This window comes from Bacillus cereus group sp. Bce041, assembly GCF_052646455.1.
In genome coordinates this window covers 99222-118266 of sequence record NZ_JBQXON010000004.1, presented here as the reverse complement: position 1 = coordinate 118266, position 19045 = coordinate 99222, and the positions used below count along the sequence as shown (strand labels likewise).

Below are 19045 nucleotides of genomic sequence, written 5' to 3'. Positions count from 1 at the left end.
GAAAATTGTAAATTTTTAATCAAAATCTTACTTCGTATATTGAAAAATAAAAAAGTGAGAGAGTACAATCGTTTTACTCTCCCACCTCTCTTTATGCGAAGCACATAAAATTACTAATTTGTTGATAGCGATAACTTACTTTACGACGACGACCACCTTGCCAAGTGTAACCTGATACTCCGTTTCTTCTCACTTCAGTCGGAAAGAACCATAAATCCCTTCCAAAAGGTCCAGGACGATGTAAACGTAAATAGCCCCATCTTCCTAAACAGTTACACATCCATGATTTCATATTGCCTGGTTGTGCCGGAGAAGCAAATGTAGACGGTAACGATGGCGCTTGTGACGGTGGTGGTGACGTTGGAGCATCCTCCGCATCATCTGGTCTGTAATCTTCTTGTTCAATATCTCTCACTTCATTTGTAGGTTCATACCCGTAGTTTTGTGGATTATAATACATCGCTTGATCATATGGATAATTTTGTTGGTTATACATATTAACAAATCACCTTCTTTTCATTCATTACCTTTATCATTCATATGTGATATGCCCTCTCTAGGAAGCTTATGTATAGCCCAAATTCAACTTAAAAAGCTCGTATTATTAAAAATACGAGCCTTTCAAAAATAGAATGTGTTTATTATTTCCTTAACTTCACACTATAAAAACGCATTTCATCTAACGAACCTTCAAATTCAAATACTTCTTGTTTAATTAATTGTTTCAAGCGATATTCTAAGAATGTATCTCCAACCAATTGTTCAACAAGACCAAGTGCTTCACCAATTACTCTAGGAGCTTTGAGGAACTCTCGATCAGCACCCACACTTTTCGCGCATTCAATTATAAATTGATCAAAATAATCTTCTTGTACAAAATGCACTTCATTTTCTTTCCACACTCTTAAACATTCTATGCTTTCCGATAATCTATCCCACTCATGTTCAAACTTCATTCGCTTCTCTTCAGTTAAATAAGGTAACTTTATAAAACTTTTTTGGAATAGAGCTAAACTTTCAGGTGGTAATTCTCCCGTTCCACGAATATCATACTCTTGTTTTAATATTTCTCTACTTGCTTCAGACGTATTAATAACTCGAATGTTTTTCTTATCCTTTAATTGTGCTATTACAAAACTTAGGCCTACATGTTCATGTGCATTATCAGCCTTCCAAATTGTAATAGGTGTTTCAACAGGAATAGTATGTAGTTCTTCTATAGTTGCTATAAATCTTGATAAATATTCTTCTTCAAAATAACTATCATAAGCAGTTAAGTTATTTATTAACCACTCCTGTCTTGCTAGTTGCCCCTCATTCGTATGCAACCTATATATCGGTCCAATTGAAAAAAATTCCGAAAAAGCAACAACACTCTCTTCAAATAATTCTTCTTGACTTAACATATATTTTAAGCAACCAGCCGTTGAATCATCAAAAGCAATATGTACGTGCGTACTGTCTTTTACATTCCTTTTATAAGTAGGATTACTTGTTAATTGTTTCGGAATATCCATCAAATTTTTAATTGTATCTTCACTATAGTTTTCTTCTAATAAGTTTAACTGTATGAGAATACTTTGAAGTAAATCTTTAGCCTCATCTTCGTACATATCCTCTACAGCATTTTTAATTTTATCTATCACACAAATCCCTCTATTCATTTCAAAAATAACGTAGATTATAGTGTATCATTTTAGTATAGTTCTTTAAAGTCAAATCCAGATTACTACAGCAATCTGGATTTTCAACAAAAGCTCTCCTTATATTTTTGAATTGCTAAATATTTTTACTTTGAAAATCCTTGTATCTAAATGTATAATTATATAAAAACAAAAATATAGGAGCTATATTTATGGATAAAGTACTTACAAATTATAAACATTACTTAAAAAATTGGAGATTTATATTTATTTGCATACTACCTGCTATTGCCTTATTCGTTACTTTCGATGTCATCTTTGAACTACTGTTTCATCAAAATTTCTACTTATCTAACTTAATTTCTGCTATCATATTATTTTTAATATTTATTAACGTTAAAGATAAATTTAAAATTAAAGGCTAAAAAACACTATTTCAAAATAGCCCTTTATTATTGCATCCTACTATAAAATAAGGCTCATAGTAGATTTTCATAAAAAATAAGAGCACCCTGCAATTAGCTGCTCTTATGTGATTAGAGGTTTTTTCTGAGTATTAAGTAGGACACGAAGATCTTGTCCTACTACATAATATATGCTTGTGCTTATTATTTCGTGCATGTATTAAGCAACATGTTCAGGTACTTAATATATGCACAGTCATTGCTAAAAAATCTACTCAAAATTTCACTGCACAATTTCATATTTATAAATTAAAAAACATCCTCAATGGATGTTTTTTATCTAAAGATTTTAAGCTTCCATAAACTTAGCCGGTACACCAATTTTTTCAACTACAGAAGATATATTAGTAGGATTAATCATTACATTTTCAATACATACTAATTTATTTTCTAATATCCCATTCTCTGTAGTAATAAGTTCTTCAAACCGATCTAAAGTCATTGAGAATTTATGTTCACTTCCACCATTCATACTAACTTTTACATACTTCATAGTGTCACCGCCTTTCATAATAATTTACATTTCGACAAGAAGGCGCTTACATCCTTTTTATTTACCTCTTAGATTTCTCACGTTTATATATATTTTGAGAACGGAAACTACTATTATTCACTCACAAAATTATTGCTAATAAGAAAGATAAAGATAAAAATGCACAAAGTGGAATATATAAACCGGTATCCATTCTTGCAAAGTGCGTATCTTTTTGTCGTTTAAAGATACCAAAATAGTTAAATTCACCAATTACTCTAATAGAAAAGACGATCATACAAATCCAGGAACCGACTTGAATAATAACATTAGGAACTGCAAAATGAACAATATTTGCTTGTTGCAACAAAATTATTGCTGCCATACTTAATAATAATGCAATGACCAATGTCATTCCGGCACGAGGTGTAAACGCCTTTTCCCCTGCTTTAGTTGGAATAACACTATTTGTCCCCCAATTACCTCCGAAAGCCCAATATACATGTAAAAAACTAACTAAGAATAATATACAAGCAGATATATATGTAATGATAAGCATTTTATCCTCCCCTTATTTCATTTTGGTTCCCACCTATAAAATATGCTGTTCCCCCCACATTAGCAACCTTCATTTCATTACATAAAAAAACCGTAATGATTTATCAATATTAAGATAAGTCATTACGGGGTTATTAAACCTCATTATGCATTATACCTATTTCTTCGGCGTTCCATCCTTGTTTGACCTTGAACTGCATTTTCTTTGTATGGATCTATTTGCTCTGTCATTTCATATGTTGCAACTGGTTCTTCGTACTTATACTCATGGATCTTTTCTGGCATTTTACTTTTAGATTCTTTCCCACCAAACTTAAATAGTTTCATCTTTAATTTCGGCAATCTTGGAAGTCGAATCTTAATTGATAATCTTTTGCGTTTCTTTTTTGGTCCAAGTAGATTTATATTTTCTTGATTATCTTTCTCTTTGCGGTGAATGAACATCGCAAGTAATCCTCCTAATACAAGTCCTCCAATTAATAGTAATATATATACATAATGGCTTGTCATTAAACTCGTTATGCGTTCAAGTATGACTAACGACTGTACTTCTTTTATATCCCATAGTAAAGCGGCCCATAATGAGAATAAGCCCAAAGTAAGTCCATATGTACGAAAACGGAATAAACATGGAATTAACGCGACACATGCAGCAATTTTAGCATTTGCTATGATTGAGCTTGTTGCAATATCTTGATGCCAAATAACTAACAGTAGTGTTATAAATGGCGCATACGCTATCCAACTGCATATACGTGAATACATCTTTTTAGCAAAATAACTACCGAAACTAGTAAAAAATAAAAGCCCTCCAATATATATAGATTGTTCTAGAGGGATTTGCTTTGTAAGTCCTGCAATTGGAAAGAGGCCGCTCAATAGCATTAAGAGCACATCTAATTTCTTCACAATTCCCCATTCCTTTCAAATTTTTTCAATTAATAAAAATCGTTTTTCCATATGAAATAGTTTTTGTATTTCTAAAAAACATATTAATCCTGTCTGCACATAAAGTAAATATGTAAACGAAAAGATACTTGACAAAGGATATCCTTATTTACATAAAAAAATGACAAATCCTGATCGATATAACGAGCAGGATTTGTTTACTAGTATTTAAAGTAGAATAATTGAATCTTTCTTTTCTACTTTTACTACATCTACATCCAATTCATCATCAAATTCTTTAAACTCTCTTGCATCTATGTCAGTAATATAACTCTTTATTACTTTTTCCATATGCATGGAATATGTAATGTGTACATTCTTTTTCGAAAGCATACTAGAATTACAGCACATGTAATGTATCATTTTAGCGATATAATCCCTTTCTACAGGTTTTACACCCAATGGTAAAATTTCAAGTATATATCGCTGAAAAATCCCACTACAATTAAGTGAATATTCACCAGTGCTATAATACATCCCTTTTTGATCTGTATATAAGCCAATGCTATCTAGAGCATCATCAGATTCTATTACACCGTAACTTGGTACATCAAAACCTGTATTTATTCTAATAATATTTAAATTTGGAACCTTTAACACCTCTGGAACAATATCAGGTAAAATATCTGTATTAATTTCTTTATTTTGTAACTCTTTTATCCAATACCTTCTCAAATTTGCATCTACAATGAAATAAACTTGTTCATTTTGTTCTTTTGCATATTGTACAATTTCCATTAATGTTTCGGAAACATATTGTTTAAAAAGAGCTCCCATATCATTTCTCTTTGATGGTTGTGGTAAAAATGCATTATGTTTATTTATATTTAATAATACGTAATCAATCGTTTGCCATTCTGTATTCCCATATAATTTATATAAAATTTCTTTTCCTTTTATTTTTGAAAGAATAGGTAAGAAATCAAATTTCGATATTCGTTCAATTGATAAATTAACATATATACAAGGTAAATTTATCTTATTCCAACTACGCTTCAAAAATCCTTTTTGCTCTAATAAACTAAAAACACTATTTACAATTGTTTTACGAGATACACTTTGGCCTATAAATAAATTAATAAATGTTGAAATACGGTTTGCTCGTGCAAATCCCTCTCTAATGATTTGTTTTGGATTAATTTTTTCTCGTCCATCACAATTTTTCAATGCGATTAATGCTAATGTCGCATCACTGCGCTCGCCCGCGGTAGCATAGACAGCTTTCGTAACATCATCTACAAGATTTGTTTTATATTTTTGGCAATATTGCATTTTATATGGATTTTGTAACACCTTTTCAATATTGTATCTCACAATCTTTAATAACACTGGAAAATCTGTATTCAATACATAAGAATTTTCACCAACTTTAGTCAAAACAATTTGACTCTCAAGTAATGTTTGTTCTATTTCCAGCACTATATCTTCAGACCAAACTTCTAATGTTAATGTCTCTAATCCTTTTGGGGCAAATAAAGGAAATAATTCATTTTTGTTATTTGTAGCTACCTTTTTACATTCTGGAAGTATTGTGAAATAAGAGAATTTACGCTGAAATTCTTTAAATAAATACTCTCTTTCCTTTACTGTTATACCCGGTTCTATTTTAGTACCTTGAACTTTATAAATTCTCTCATTGTATGGAAATAACACCCTTTTATTTTCTCCTACAATATAATCTTTCGGATATTGGAGAATATGGTCTAAATCCACCTCTCCCCCTATTTGAAAATCATCTTTTAAATTTCTAAATATCTTAATCCATTTCATGCCGGTTGTAGCTTGTTGTATTTTTAGTTTTACAAACCGTATTTTTTTATTATTTGACGCAAACTCTGAGGTAGAAATCAATATCATGCCTCGTTTCCGTCTTAAAAGTAAAGGAATATCTGGGTGATTATATTCTTGATATTAAGACGGTTTTTATGAGCTTTTCGTATAAGTGTGATTTAACTGATTAAAGCTATTTTTTAAGAAGACATATCAGCGATAATTTATGTCTATTCTGTATAAGTGTTAGCAAGTTCGTTTGCAAACTTGTTAGCACTTTTTTATTTGATTAAACCAATGATTATTTACCACTTCGTTTAATTCATCCGCTAATGCATCCAATCTTTCCATTTCTTTTTCACCAAACTCTTCTACGGAATTTTCACGATAATCTTCCGTCATTCGTTCTAGCGATAAATATAACCAATAAGCAATTTGAGAACCACTTACTTCATACTAGTGTTCGTATTCGTTCTATTGATTCAACCAAAACTTAATAAGTATAAGGAAATTAGAGATTCATTGAAAAATGAAATTGGAATTTTTGGTATCCGAAAACATAAACGTGAATATATAGGAGAGAAACGGAAAATTAATGGGTAATAAACATCCAAATACAACGGGGTTATTGAATTACGCTTCTAAAAAAAGAAGAAAACGCAATATCGAGTGAATAAAGTAATACAGTTAATCATTAAAGAAGAAAAAAAATTACTTTTAATTCAGTTTCAGAAAAAGCACGGGTTTCAAAAGCATATTTATATAGAGAACCCTTAATAAAGCAGGCTTTGAACACTTTTATTTTAAGAAATAGAATTTAAATCATAATGATACATATTAAAATCTTTTGCAAATACCTCTTGAACCAATTGAATCGTTTCTGCGTCATAAAAACTATCACAAGTAGGGAATCTTTGGAAAATAGGAGTTGTAATATCAGCTTCTGCATAAACTCCTTTGTAAATCATCTTACTCGCTTGATAATGCCAAGATTTTGATAATAGATCTAATGGTGATTTTTTTAATTTATACTCCTCTTCTAGTTTTGAAATACCTGTGTTGAAATTTTCTAGATAAATATAGTTTGTAACAAATTCTTCTTCTCCTTCGATATATTGTTGAGTATAGTGAGGGTCAACCTCATCCAATTTGGTCATATGAGCTTTTAGGTAATACAAAAATAATTTAAAAGAGATTGGTTTGTTGCATGTCTCATCCCCATAAAGGAATAATCGAATAGGCCTCCATGCAGGGTGAGAAATATTTGGAGGAGAAATGAGAGAAGTAAAAGAACTTACTGCTCTTCTATAAGGGTTTCTTACTAATTTGTAAGTATCCTTTTCTTTTATTTGTAATGCGGTAGCTACTTGTATTAAATAGTTTGTAGAATTTTTATATACATCATACTCATAGTTATTGATGAACGAGTCATATTTTATTGCTTCTTTAAATAAATTTATTTGATAAAAAAACCAATGTGCTAGTGAGGTGCAACCGCTTTTTTGACTCCAAAACAAGATAAGAGGAAAATCTTTATAAAAATGAGGTACACGCCCTTGCTTGAGTACAAAATTATATAGTTCTGTATGATCCATTTTGAACCTCCATTCTTATATACCAAAAACATAAAATTTTTTTAATAAGCGATAACTAGCTTTAATCCACTAACACCAATAATGATAGCTAAAAATATTTGAAGAGGCTTAACGGGTATCTTAGTGGAGAATTTACTACCAAGTATGACACCTGGGATAGAACCAATGAGTAAGTGAATTAATAAGGGGTAATCTACGTTTCCTAAATTCATATTTAATATGCTTGCAACCGTTACTAATAAAAAAGCATGTGTAATATCTGTTCCTACTAATTCGGATGGCCTCAGTTGATATAAATATATCATTGCAATAGCGAATAAAGAGCCTGATCCAACAGAAGTAAGTCCCACGATAAAACCAAGTATTGCACCAATAAGAATTGTTAGGTTCTTTTTTTGTACCATGGTCTGTTTTTGGAAATAATTTTGGCTAGATTCATTATAGAAAAATGTTTTTATAAAAATAGAAATTGCCGCAAGGATTAAAACATATCCTAATATATATTTTATAATTCCCTCTCGATTATCATGAAAAATTGGTAAAAAATGAATTGTTACTACTGCGATAATCGCACTAGGTATACTCCCAACAGCTAGATATTTTACTAATCTAAAATTGATGGTCTTCTGTTTCCAGTGTTGGGATATTCCAAACATTTTAGTGATAGAATTATATACTAAATCCGTTCCAACAGCTACAGAAGGACTTATACCTAATGTTAGAAGAAATGGAGTCAGTAATGCAGCACCACCTATCCCTGTTACTCCAACTAATATTCCTATAATAAAACCCATTAATATAATAGAAATATTCATTATATTTATCCTTCCATACTAAGAGTTCTTACTATTCGTTACCATTTTTAAATAGCTGTGTTACATATAAGGGGTATTTGGTAAGAAATATCATTTCTCTTATACTCATACACACAAAAAAAGATTAACTAAATGGAAAATGGTAACTACTCATACCATTGTATTAAAATAATCCTGTAAAGTTACTTAATTTTATGGGTGACATTTTAATACATTGAAAATAATTCATATATGACTGAAATTTCTCGACATATTGAACCTTATTAGGGAGTACAGCTGATATATATAAATTGTATTATAAAGAAAAATTAAAAATTAACCTGAACAATAAAAGGATCTTGTTGTATTCCAAAAAATTTTCCGTTGAGTGATTTCTTTTTCAATATCGATTCCCTATTGGTTTACTAGTACAGTATCAAATTTAGGGACAGGTGAGCGTATTCTGCGTAAGTTAAAAAAGTTTTTATAACTGATTTTGTAAAAGTGTTAATTCTATTTTGACAGTGTCTACACATTGAATTAATCGTTGATGTATCATGTCTGTCATATCTTTATTATAATGTTGAAAAGCGTATAAAATTCTCTGTAAAACTTCCTGTAAAGCCTTTTGATATTCTGTTTTATTTTGTAAAAAACCATAATTTTTAGATACGGTTATGAGATGTGTCAAATCTTCGATACCTTCTAATAATTTCATATTTGATTGTAATTGTTGACCAGAATGAATACGAAAAGAGCTTAATGGTTCTGAGATATATGTTAAATTTCCTTTTGATAATAAATGTATCCATGATGCCATATCTACACAACAGTTATATTCTCTTCCATTTAAAGATCCGAAAGCTTCTGTTAAATGTTTTTTTTTGAATAATGGTGTAGTGGGTTCCCCAATATAATTGCAACAATTCATTAACATTTGATTTCCTACATCCATTCCAGATAATTTGGTAGTAATTTCGCATAATTTGATATTGATAGGGCCATCAGGTATATGTTCCCCCTTTTCATCAATCAAATTCCTATATGATGTTACAAGAGAAAGACTTTTATCTGTTAAAAACAAGTTCATCATTTTTTGTATTTTATCTGGATGTAATAAGTCATCATCCATTAAATAATTAATATAGGTCCCCGATGCTTTTTCAAATAAAAGTAAGCCATTTTGAAATTGCCCCAAAGAAACTGCATTTTGAATATAAACAATATTTTTATATGTCGGTAAATAAGATCGCGTAATTAACTCTTGAGTTTTATTATCATTACTATCATCTCCAATAATAATTTCAATATGTGGGTATGTTTGTGCTAACGCTGAATCTAAAGCTAATTGAAAATAATCAGGTCTGTTGTATGTCGGAATTAAAATAGAAACAAGTGGATATGTGTTAAGGATCATATAAATCACTCCCATTTTTAGTGAATAATATTTCATTTTTATTATAAACTTATGAAGTATGTTCAAATATATATTCACAATATTTTAGATTAAGGGCTTTTTCATCCATATTCCTAAAAAGGCCACAACCAAGATATATGAGGATGTTTGAGGGGGAGTTATTTTTGTTATAATTCAAAGAAATATATCTTGAATTAGCATCAGTATTTTTTATAGAAAACTTATTTTAAAATTAGATGAAAATAAGAGATGATATTATGGATATTCATGTAGATTTTTCATTTTCGGGATATTACTTATCAAATTTTTAAAATATAAAAATCTATTATAGGAGAATTATGTATGAAGATATGTGCGAACAGATTGAGCGTGGACTTATGCATTCAATGCAAAATAAAGAGGAAATATTGATTTCATACTATCGTGACGGAATAATTCATGACATGTACATAAATGTATTACATATCGAGCCAACGATGCGAACTGTATATTGTACAGGTGCATTTGGCCTAAATACAGAATTCAAATTCGATGAATTAGTAAATATATATTAAAAAGAGCCGCCCAACAGGACGGCTCTTGTTTTTACTTTTCAAACTTTACATATTCACCTGAAACCCATTGATCACCACCAACATTATACCAACCATCTCTATATCCCCATGTTTGATATTTTTCACCTTGGTACACATTTTTTACGACACCATAGTTAGTTCCTGGGCCAGTACGAACACGTAATACATCAGCTGTGATAGTCACTACACCAATGCCATCATTTGAAGATTTAGAAGGTGCTGGTGCATTTTCTCCTGTATAACGAATGTATGATGGATCATTATAAATCCACTGATCCCCTCCAAGGTTTAACCATCCGTTTGATTGTCCCCATACTTCGTAGGACTCACCTTTACCTAGTTGGCGAATAACCTCGTATCCAGTCCCTGGACCTTTACGAAGGTTAATGCCATTTCCTTCAATATATGCAATACCTGTCCCGTTAGTTGATGGTGGAATAGGCGTAGGAGTTACTTTACCACCTCCATTGTACGCATTTTTCACTCTTTCAATAAAGCTATCCCATCGACCTTCCGCTAACATACGATGAGGACAGTATTTTCCGCTCCATGATTGGTGTGTACGAACTTTACTAATTGGAATATTGTATTGTTTCATGAGTTGAGCTACAACGATAGCTGCATTATCTTCTGCTTTATAATATCGATCTCCACCGTTTAAAGAGTAGCAAATTTCAACTCCGATAGATTTACGATTTCCGTTACCACCACCATCGCCGCAATGCCAAGCGTTACGTTCTAGAGGTATGCCGTGTACAGCTTCCTTATCATCTACCGCAATATGAAACGAGACTTGATTATCATTGCGAATCATATAAGATACTTCATTTTCTGCTGTAGCATCATTATACGTATTGTGAACTGTGATAAATTCTGGATTCATTGTATAAGGACACTTTGTACCATATTTACTTGGATCAACTAATTTTTTTCTAATTTCCATTATTGAACATCTCCTTTTAGTGTAAGTTATTTTTTTCTAATACATCTTTTTGCTGTAGTCCCTTATTGCTCAAATAATTGTTCTTCCACGCCATATACAAAGTGAATGCACCTGTAATTACGGCTACTAAATCGTTTGTGATTTTGTCATCAATCGTTTGGTATCCGACAAGATTTAAGACACTATTAATCACAGCAATTACTAATACGACATAGCGACTAATTGATGCTGCATCAAGATTCTTCACATTCTCACCTCCTTTCAATAAAAAAAGTGACCGTATATACGATCACTTTCCTGCGAATTTAAAAAGAGCCATTATCCCACCAGTGATAATGGCTCCAACTACTGTAGTACCAATCCAAAATACTAACTTATCTAATCGATCAATTCGTAAATGAGCACTTTTCGCTGATTGCTGCGCTTCAATCGCAACATCCTTAACGTTACCAAGTGTGTCTAACTTTGTTTCTACCCTTGTTAACCCTACTAATAGTTCTTTAAAATCATCATGTTTTTGCTCTGGCATTGGTTCAACTCCTTTCCAAATAAAAGCCCTATTTTATACAAAATAAAAAAAGCCTGCTTATGCACGCTTGACTTGTAATAACTAAATTAAAAAGCTCATCGCAATATGAATGACATTTCCACTTTGAACACCATTCAAGAAAATTCCACCATCACTTTTAACTGTAACTTCACAAACTGTTGGTCCATTGCCATATGCAAGTGCTGGGAAAGCAATATGTTGTACAGGGCGAAATCCAGCCGGAAGGGTTGCAAATACTGTTGTATTTCCTAGATATTTAACTGATCCAATGACAGATATTTGTTCCCCACTTCTCTTGTACTTCAAAATTCTATCAGGAACATTCTCTACTCCAGTTGTAGGAAGATTAATCCAACCTGTATCATTTGCTTGTCTAATTGTCCCATCTGTCCGAAATTCTACTCGTTTGGACCAATCCCAAGAATCACCTTGTTCTTTTGTAGAAGGTGCAAATATCAGCTCTCCCTGTGAACCCTTATGAATAACTGATTTAAAAGAACGACTTCCTAGCACAATTGCGTTATCGATCTTAAATTCAAGTAATCCATTTATAATGTCGCCAGCTTTCTTAACAAGGTTTGTATTAGCGGAAACATTAAAGGTTTTATTGTTACGATTATAATCCCAAACACCTTGATTTCCTTTAACATCCCTAATCCCGTAATAACCATCCCCTGTTTGGTAGAAGTTGAGCTCTTCAACTCCTGTCGTAGAAAATGCTATTTTGTTAGTATTGGCTGTACCTGCCCTGTCAAACAAGAGGTTGCCAGGCATGGTGTCTCCGCTTTTCCTAACAACATCCATAGCATTTAATTTCTGCTGCAACTCATCTAATGTTTTCTTAATAATCTCAAACTCAGAAATATAGTTTTCCATTTTAATATTTCCTTCTTTCACATCACGTCTTAATGTAATCCGAATGTCTGGTGTACTCATTCGTTCTGTACTTTTTTCCATAACAAAATAAGCTGTCCAATCATCCGATGTGGAAACAGCTTGCGAGGACAATGTGTATGAAAACACGCCATTCTTTGCATCAACTATTTGGGCATCATCCCGAACAAACAGTCCGACTTGATTAATCGCTTCGTACTTCACTGCATACCCTGTTAAATCAACAAGTTGCCCCTTTTCTCTTACATTTACAGTAATCTTCAATCCGTTTTTATCATTTTGCCTCGAACGAATTGTTTTGGTAAACACAGGATCTGCTAAATCTATAATAATTTCCTCATTTCGCATGACTACACCTCTCTCTAACTATTCCTTTTCACGCGTCTAGGCGGTCTTCTTTGACGTTTTACTTTGTTCCTGTGTTTTATATTTCCTTTAGGCTTTATCGGCTCTAATTCTTCGATTCTAGCATCTGTTTTAGCTACATACTCCTGAAATGCTTTAACAGTCTGCGAAATCATTCCATATATGCCAACACCATTTTCTTTTGATTCATCCGGAAGTACAATTCCATAATGAGTTGTAATATCCTTTGTTGTAAGGATTGGATCTCCTTCTTTACGTTTCATACGCATATCATACAACTCGGCTACTTCTGTCTTAAGGTTATACTGTTTAATTTCCCATCCCATTACCTTCTCTAACGCATCAAATTTAATATCACGTATATTCGTTTTATATTTCTTTTTAGAAGATACTTTAAAATCTGCTGCTAAAACACCGTTGAAATAAGTTCCCCCAGCACTTTTCACTTGCACATAGGTATTTTCATAATTTCTGTTGTTCCGTAATAAAATGTTCTGAAATACGATGTCACTATCTCCACCAGGTGTCAACTTCAAATCAACAACTCGATCTCCATTTTGGCGGAAATTAAACCCTTCTTTTGCAGTGAAATAAGCACCACCTGTTCTACTTTCCAGAAAAAGATTATTTTTGCTTCTCAAAGAAGCATAGGACTCTTTTGACTCTAGTTCTAGGCTTTGATCCCCTCTTAGTTCTGCATGTCCATTTTGATTAAACGCAAGGGCCGCTGAAAAATAGACTCTGTTTGGATCACCATTTAGGTATCCATTTGATATTCCGATTCCTCCTGACTTGGGAGAACCTTCGAGTTGGTAAACTAACACTGCACCCTGCGTTGCTGTTATATCATTGTTGCCACCTAATACAATAGTGGGTTGCATGATATTACTTTGATTTATATAATAGCCCATGAAAATCCGAGTGATATACGATTCCATTAACCTAATAAACTGTTTGGAAATAGAGACATAGTTAGAATCATTGGCAGTTCTAAGAGTAGTTCCTGTTATTTCTCCGCCTCGAATCAAATTTCCATTCAATACTCCAGTTGTAATAAAATCCGCAACAATACGCCCATCTTTTGTCATTGCTATTTCATAAGGACCATTTACCCCGTTTGATGAATACCCTAATCCGTTTATGTTCCACTGCCACACTTTTGAAGCTGTCATTTCATTTTTTGTATCCATAATTAGAATTCGGTCTGGATATACACGAACATTTCCACCAAATCCTGAATTGATTAGTTTTGTTGCATTTTCTTTCGCTGCATCAAGTAAAGACCCTGGCATATTGGATAAATCTTGTTGAATTTGATCTACTTTACCCGCCATGTCTGTAAAAGATTCTTTAAAGTTACCAATGGTTACATTGATATATTCCTTTTTAATTGGATCATATTTATACGCAATGACTTTTGCCTGAATATCAATACCATCTTCCTCATGTTTAACTGTAACAATATCGCCCATCCAGACACGCTGCAAAATTTTATATTCTTTATACTCCTCTGTTTGAGACAACTCTTGAAATTCAACCTTATATGTCGCTTTCGGTTGATCTACCATCTGAATATCAAACATAGCTTTAGCGGCTTGACGTAACCTTGTATATGCTTCTTCTACAGGTAATGCGTCTTCATCATTTGCATTTTTACCAATAGCTGCTTTTATATGATTAAATTCAATCACTCGTATTCTCGGATGTGGATACTTATGAATCAGTGGACTATCTACATATTTTTCTGGTAATAACAATCCGTCAAACCCTTGCGGCATAATTCTGGTAGTAGGGCTTTTCCAGTCCACACTTCTTTCATAACCTAACAAATCTTTTTTATGCCTTATTACTACTCCACGATTAGCTCCTCGGCTTTTCAGCATCTTAACATCGAAGTTGTCTCTTTTTAATTCCCCACCCCATCGATTCACGAATGAGTTATCTTGGCTCGTATCCAACATTGCTTCCACTGGATTCTTTCGAACAATACGTGCGGTGGATATATTCGTTACGTCAGAATAAAAAGTAAACGGATGCTTATATTGACAACCTGATGATAACCTAGCCATAGCCCCAGTACCATTTGTAGGCTGTATAAATATATCTTCAATCAAGTTTTCCGTTAAATCATAAAAAATGTGATAACAAACCGCTTTGATTTCTCCTATGCTCACTTTAGGAGTCACCACGCGAAATAACTGATCCCCATCAGGAGTAGGAACTTTTATGATGCTCATTCCGTCAATTTTCGTTCCATATGGAGCAAATAAAGGATAATTAAAATTAAAAACAAATAAACCGTTGAGTTCTTCCTCAACAGTTGCACTATAAATATGTTTATCTAAAACACCAATTCCGTTATGCGTAAAATCTGTTTCATTTGGTTTATATAAAGTAATCATTATTTATATCTCCATCTTGGTTGAATTGAAATAAATTGAATAGCACCTGACCACTCTATTTTATTTTCTCCTATTTGGAATTCTGGAAAACCACCAATCATCTTATCATTCATTGATACTGTACCACTGTATGCCTCTAATAATTCTGAATCTATTACAACAGAACCATTTACATCTTTAATCTGAAAAGAAACATCATTAATAAAAATTCGAAATGTACCATTCCCTGCAATGAACAACATTGGAGTTGATTCCATTGTACCTGGATTATAAATAGTTCCAGGAGTACTCAACATTATGTTTGCATCTTCTGTATACTCAAACGGATCAAGCGTAAAGTCGACTTCAAACTCACCGTGTTCTTCTATTTCATTTGCAATATCACCTACTACAACATGTTTAATTTTTCGATACACATCATCATCTGTAAAATATAGTGTCTTGCCATTCATCAACCAAGCCTTCATGCGCCGAACTAATGGCTTAATATTCTCTTCTTCAAGCATATTGAATTTTATTTTTAAAGGGACGTCTTTAAACGCCCCTTTTTTTGTAAGTGAACCATGTCTACCCGGCAATTCAATATGTTCTACTTCCTGTTCTGCTGTAGGAATAACAGGGCGTTCTACCATACATATTCCATAGTCACTTGCTAACTGATTATCGATACCTATGTCTAGCAATTTAAGTCCTCCCTATCCCTATTTTTGAATTACGCCCTTTTTGAGCAAGTGCATCATCTATTTTTCCGACCATGCGGTCGATGTCACGTTCATCTCTTACAGAAGGATTGTAAATATTGACTACAATTGGTTCACCTCCAACTTGTTGTACAATCGGTTGAACTGCCCTTGTCGCTAATGTGGACAGATTAGAAGCGATGTTATCTTGTTTATTTATTCCATATAAATTTAATTTTTTAAAGGTATCGTCCACCAAGTTAGAAATATTGTCGAAAGCGGATTGCAATATATTACCTTTGGTTGACTTTTGGTTTGGAGCATTATAAAAATCTCTAAAAATTTGCTCTCTGAAACCAGCTACTTTCTTACCTATCTCTAACCACTTTCCAGACTCTACAAATTCCTCTTCTAATATCTTTTGAAAAGGATCTCCACTCTCTAATACACTACGAATATAACGAGCAACAGGATTATTTTCGCTCATACCACTATTAACATCATAACCTTCAAGCTCTTTACCAACTTTTTTAAGTGCATCCCTCATGTCTACAGGCAAATGGGTAATCCAATCATTAAGATAATCACCATCTTCCAGTATTGCCTCAAAATAACTTCGAAGAGGATTATTGTTATTCATGTCGTTTAAAGTGGAGCTATTGAAAGTATTTAACGTAGTTTCTAATACCGTATACACTGAATTTGCTAAGTTTTTAGCTGCCGCAAGAACTGTTGACATTGATTGTTCCATACCAACAGCAAGCCCGGCACCAACTTGTTTACCAACCTGATCTCTCATTTTTCGAGATGGACTATGAATATCAAAGAATCCAGTAAAACCGTCAAGAATACTGCTACCAATAGATTTCACCTTATTTAACACTTTACCGGCCATACTACCTAGACCGTCTATCAATCCACTTATAATATCTTTACCTATCTTGAATAAATCAATCTTCTTTAATGTATCAACAATCTTCGGTACAATATCTGTCACGATTGTAGAACCTAATTTTCCAACCATACTCACAATACCTTTTATTAAAGCCCAGATCAGTTGAACACCAGCTTCAAGGATTTTAGGTAGATTCTTAATTAACTCTCCTGCTAAAGTAACAATTAGCTTTAATGCTGCTGCAATTAATTCCGGTATCACCTTTACAATCCCAGCAATCAACATAAGTAAAATTTTCACACCAGCTTCAAGGATCTTCGGCAAGTTCGCAATTAATGTGGATGCTATTTTGACAATTAAATCTAATGCTGCATTAATAAGCTGTGGTAACACTTGTACAATTCCATCAATAATGGCCATTAAAATCTTTACACCGGATTCAATTATTTTAGGTAAGTTTGTTAATAAAGTATCCGCCACTTTGGTTATAAGATTTATCGCTAAATCAATAAGTTGCGGTAGCATTTTAATGATTCCATCTATTAAGCTAGTTAAAACCTTAACACCAGCTTCAATAATCATAGGTAAATTCGCTGTAATGGCTTCAATTAAAGTTGTAATGACTGTAATAATCGCTAAAGCAATCATTGGTAAAGCTTGTGTGATTCCTGTAATTAATGAAACTAATAAATTTATTCCCATTTCAATTAATTGCGGTAAAAATGACATGATTCCGTTAATAATAGTTTGAATAATTGTTACAGCTATTTGAATTAACTGCGGAAGCATCTGCATAATACCGTTTATTAAGGTTAGGATTAATTGAAGTCCTGTTTCTATCAGTGTAGGTAAGACTTGTACAATTCCAGAAATTAAAGTTTGAATGATTTGTATTCCCATTTGAACAATCATTGGAAGATAGGTAGCAATCATCTGTGAAATTGTATTTATAATCCCAACAATAGCTTCAAGCATAATTGGAGTCGCTACAACCAAACCATTCACAAGATTTAAAATCATTTGTGATCCCGCTTCAAGAAATTGCGGTAATACTGTTGTTACGAAATTGGCTATGTTGGTAAAAATATTTGTAATAGTTTCAAGAATAATTCCTGAGTTTGCATTCAAATACTCCGCAATGGCTGGCAAATAACGAGATACAGATACAAGAACACCTGGAAGTCCTCCGATAATTGCTCCCGCTATACTAGGACCGATCATCTTAAAGATTTCGCCTAACTGGCTAAAATCTCCCGAAAAAACAGCTTTTACTGCATCAAAAAGATGAAGGCACGCTTCGCGTATCTTACTGACTGCCAAGCCTATTATTTCAGCCGCATCTTGAAATCCTTTTGGCAAATGAGTAATCCAATCATTTAAATAATCTCCATCAACAGCCGTATAGAATAGATATTTACCTAATGAAGATAATGCGTGTCCAAAGTTTTGAACGCTTTCAATTACATTCGTAATGCTATTTTTGAACCCTTCATTGGTTTGCCATAAATTTCGCATCCAAATAATCAATCCAGCAATAGCCGCCGATGCAGCTATCACTCCACCTGCTACTAATGCAACTGGACCAGCAACAGCCCCAATACTCACACCCAATATACCAGCTATACTGGATAAGGTGACAAATACTGGGGCTAACGCCATACATGCTCCAACAAGAATCCCAAGTGCAGTTACAATTGTCGTTATAGCTGCTGATAACGCTGGGTGTTCCGAAACGAAGCCCGCAAAAGCACTTATTACATCAGCAATGACTCCCAAAACAGGTTCAAGTGCCATTTTTAAGTCATTCATAGCTTTTTGAAACTTTACAGCTGGGCTGGCATCCATTTTCTTAATCATTTCATTTAGCTGTTCTTGATTCTTGTTTAAATCTATAACTTTATCTTGAGCTCCAATAAGTGTATTGGTGATATTCTGGCCTTGATCTTCATACATCGTTCCGAAAAGCTTAACACCAATCTCATTTCGCTTTGTTTCATCTTCAATACTAGCCAATGCTTTAGCAATCTCTGTCATAGCTGCTGAACCTTCTTTACCGCCTTTAGCGACAGATTGCCCCCA

The 19045-nt window shown here is 33.0% G+C and carries 18 protein-coding genes and 1 pseudogene; 2 read left to right on the top strand and 17 right to left on the bottom strand.

Annotated elements, in window-relative coordinates:
* Window positions 1–91 precede the first annotated feature (91 nt).
* Window positions 92–496, bottom strand: coding sequence for a hypothetical protein (locus tag ACUN13_RS14795; RefSeq protein WP_000282687.1), 405 nt, complete (start codon window positions 494–496; stop codon window positions 92–94).
* A 145-nt stretch (window positions 497–641) separates the two neighbouring features.
* A complete protein-coding gene (locus tag ACUN13_RS14790; protein ID WP_000565681.1) occupies window positions 642–1646 on the bottom strand; it encodes a DUF1835 domain-containing protein in 1005 nt (334 codons plus the stop codon).
* Window positions 1647–1855: 209 nt separating this feature from the next.
* On the opposite strand from ACUN13_RS14790, the gene ACUN13_RS14785 reads away from it, so the two are divergent.
* Window positions 1856–2068 (top strand): hypothetical protein, encoded by a 213-nt coding sequence (locus tag ACUN13_RS14785; protein ID WP_000362067.1) that lies wholly within the window; start codon window positions 1856–1858, stop codon window positions 2066–2068.
* 328 nt (window positions 2069–2396) lie between these two features.
* Here ACUN13_RS14785 and ACUN13_RS14780 read toward each other — a convergent pair whose 3' ends face one another.
* The 8 genes from ACUN13_RS14780 to ACUN13_RS14745 all read right to left on the bottom strand — a co-directional run bounded on the left by ACUN13_RS14780 (window position 2397) and on the right by ACUN13_RS14745 (window position 9661).
* Complete coding sequence (locus ACUN13_RS14780) at window positions 2397–2600, bottom strand: hypothetical protein (protein ID WP_000878369.1); 204 nt, start codon at window positions 2598–2600, stop codon at window positions 2397–2399.
* A 121-nt stretch (window positions 2601–2721) separates the two neighbouring features.
* Entirely contained in the window at window positions 2722–3138 is a 417-nt protein-coding gene (locus ACUN13_RS14775) for a DUF3995 domain-containing protein (protein WP_000905568.1), read from the bottom strand.
* A 143-nt stretch (window positions 3139–3281) separates the two neighbouring features.
* Complete coding sequence (locus ACUN13_RS14770) at window positions 3282–4046, bottom strand: DUF3959 family protein (protein ID WP_000732180.1); 765 nt, start codon at window positions 4044–4046, stop codon at window positions 3282–3284.
* A gap of 207 nt (window positions 4047–4253) precedes the next feature.
* Complete coding sequence (locus ACUN13_RS14765) at window positions 4254–5936, bottom strand: RNaseH domain-containing protein (protein ID WP_409532034.1); 1683 nt, start codon at window positions 5934–5936, stop codon at window positions 4254–4256.
* A gap of 189 nt (window positions 5937–6125) precedes the next feature.
* On the bottom strand, window positions 6126–6257 hold the full coding sequence (locus tag ACUN13_RS14760; protein ID WP_276570641.1) for a hypothetical protein: 132 nt from the start codon (window positions 6255–6257) through the stop codon (window positions 6126–6128).
* A 401-nt stretch (window positions 6258–6658) separates the two neighbouring features.
* Window positions 6659–7450: a sulfotransferase family 2 domain-containing protein gene (locus tag ACUN13_RS14755; protein WP_445423872.1), complete on the bottom strand. Its 792-nt coding sequence runs from the start codon at window positions 7448–7450 to the stop codon at window positions 6659–6661.
* Between the two features lie 41 nt (window positions 7451–7491).
* Window positions 7492–8265 (bottom strand): sulfite exporter TauE/SafE family protein, encoded by a 774-nt coding sequence (locus tag ACUN13_RS14750; RefSeq protein WP_445423871.1) that lies wholly within the window; start codon window positions 8263–8265, stop codon window positions 7492–7494.
* A 463-nt stretch (window positions 8266–8728) separates the two neighbouring features.
* Window positions 8729–9661: a glycosyltransferase family 2 protein gene (locus ACUN13_RS14745; protein WP_409532028.1), complete on the bottom strand. Its 933-nt coding sequence runs from the start codon at window positions 9659–9661 to the stop codon at window positions 8729–8731.
* Window positions 9662–9996: 335 nt separating this feature from the next.
* Between ACUN13_RS14745 and ACUN13_RS14740 the strand changes: the two are divergent.
* A pseudogene (locus ACUN13_RS14740) lies at window positions 9997–10215 on the top strand (YolD-like family protein); the annotation flags it as partial.
* Between the two features lie 31 nt (window positions 10216–10246).
* Here the strand turns inward: ACUN13_RS14740 and ACUN13_RS14735 are convergent.
* The 7 genes from ACUN13_RS14735 to ACUN13_RS14705 form a co-directional block, all read right to left on the bottom strand.
* A complete protein-coding gene (locus ACUN13_RS14735) occupies window positions 10247–11179 on the bottom strand; it encodes an N-acetylmuramoyl-L-alanine amidase (protein ID WP_409532026.1) in 933 nt (310 codons plus the stop codon).
* A gap of 16 nt (window positions 11180–11195) precedes the next feature.
* Window positions 11196–11426 carry a phage holin gene (locus ACUN13_RS14730; RefSeq protein ID WP_098356600.1) on the bottom strand — a complete coding sequence of 77 codons (231 nt, stop codon included), beginning with the start codon at window positions 11424–11426 and terminating at the stop codon, window positions 11196–11198.
* A gap of 42 nt (window positions 11427–11468) precedes the next feature.
* Window positions 11469–11708 (bottom strand): hemolysin XhlA family protein, encoded by a 240-nt coding sequence (locus tag ACUN13_RS14725; RefSeq protein WP_001115042.1) that lies wholly within the window; start codon window positions 11706–11708, stop codon window positions 11469–11471.
* A gap of 81 nt (window positions 11709–11789) precedes the next feature.
* Window positions 11790–12971: a BppU family phage baseplate upper protein gene (locus ACUN13_RS14720; protein WP_445423870.1), complete on the bottom strand. Its 1182-nt coding sequence runs from the start codon at window positions 12969–12971 to the stop codon at window positions 11790–11792.
* A 14-nt stretch (window positions 12972–12985) separates the two neighbouring features.
* Window positions 12986–15391, bottom strand: coding sequence for a phage tail spike protein (locus ACUN13_RS14715; RefSeq protein WP_445423869.1), 2406 nt, complete (start codon window positions 15389–15391; stop codon window positions 12986–12988).
* Entirely contained in the window at window positions 15391–16074 is a 684-nt protein-coding gene (locus ACUN13_RS14710) for a phage tail domain-containing protein (RefSeq protein WP_089148544.1), read from the bottom strand. The genes ACUN13_RS14715 and ACUN13_RS14710 overlap by 1 nt, the downstream gene beginning before the upstream one ends.
* Before the next feature lies 1 nt (window position 16075).
* Window positions 16076–18919, bottom strand: a complete 2844-nt coding sequence (locus tag ACUN13_RS14705) for a hypothetical protein (RefSeq protein ID WP_445423884.1) — start codon at window positions 18917–18919, stop codon at window positions 16076–16078.
* Between the last annotated feature and the right edge of the window lie 126 nt (window positions 18920–19045).

Bases quoted from the DNA above. Each gene is read 5' to 3' on its own strand.
- ACUN13_RS14745 (WP_409532028.1), bottom strand. From the start codon at position 9,661: ATGATCCTTAACACATATCCACTTGTTTCTATTTTAATTCCGACATAC.
- ACUN13_RS14775 (WP_000905568.1), bottom strand. From the start codon at position 3,138: ATGCTTATCATTACATATATATCTGCTTGTATATTATTCTTAGTTAGT.
- ACUN13_RS14760 (WP_276570641.1), bottom strand. From the start codon at position 6,257: ATGACGGAAGATTATCGTGAAAATTCCGTAGAAGAGTTTGGTGAAAAA.
- ACUN13_RS14725 (WP_001115042.1), bottom strand. From the start codon at position 11,708: ATGCCAGAGCAAAAACATGATGATTTTAAAGAACTATTAGTAGGGTTA.
- ACUN13_RS14715 (WP_445423869.1), bottom strand. From the start codon at position 15,391: ATGATTACTTTATATAAACCAAATGAAACAGATTTTACGCATAACGGA.
- ACUN13_RS14735 (WP_409532026.1), bottom strand. From the start codon at position 11,179: ATGGAAATTAGAAAAAAATTAGTTGATCCAAGTAAATATGGTACAAAG.
- ACUN13_RS14720 (WP_445423870.1), bottom strand. From the start codon at position 12,971: ATGCGAAATGAGGAAATTATTATAGATTTAGCAGATCCTGTGTTTACC.
- ACUN13_RS14780 (WP_000878369.1), bottom strand. From the start codon at position 2,600: ATGAAGTATGTAAAAGTTAGTATGAATGGTGGAAGTGAACATAAATTC.
- ACUN13_RS14795 (WP_000282687.1), bottom strand. From the start codon at position 496: ATGTATAACCAACAAAATTATCCATATGATCAAGCGATGTATTATAAT.
- ACUN13_RS14785 (WP_000362067.1), top strand. From the start codon at position 1,856: ATGGATAAAGTACTTACAAATTATAAACATTACTTAAAAAATTGGAGA.
- ACUN13_RS14755 (WP_445423872.1), bottom strand. From the start codon at position 7,450: ATGGATCATACAGAACTATATAATTTTGTACTCAAGCAAGGGCGTGTA.
- ACUN13_RS14705 (WP_445423884.1), bottom strand. From the start codon at position 18,919: ATGTATGAAGATCAAGGCCAGAATATCACCAATACACTTATTGGAGCT.
- ACUN13_RS14750 (WP_445423871.1), bottom strand. From the start codon at position 8,265: ATGAATATTTCTATTATATTAATGGGTTTTATTATAGGAATATTAGTT.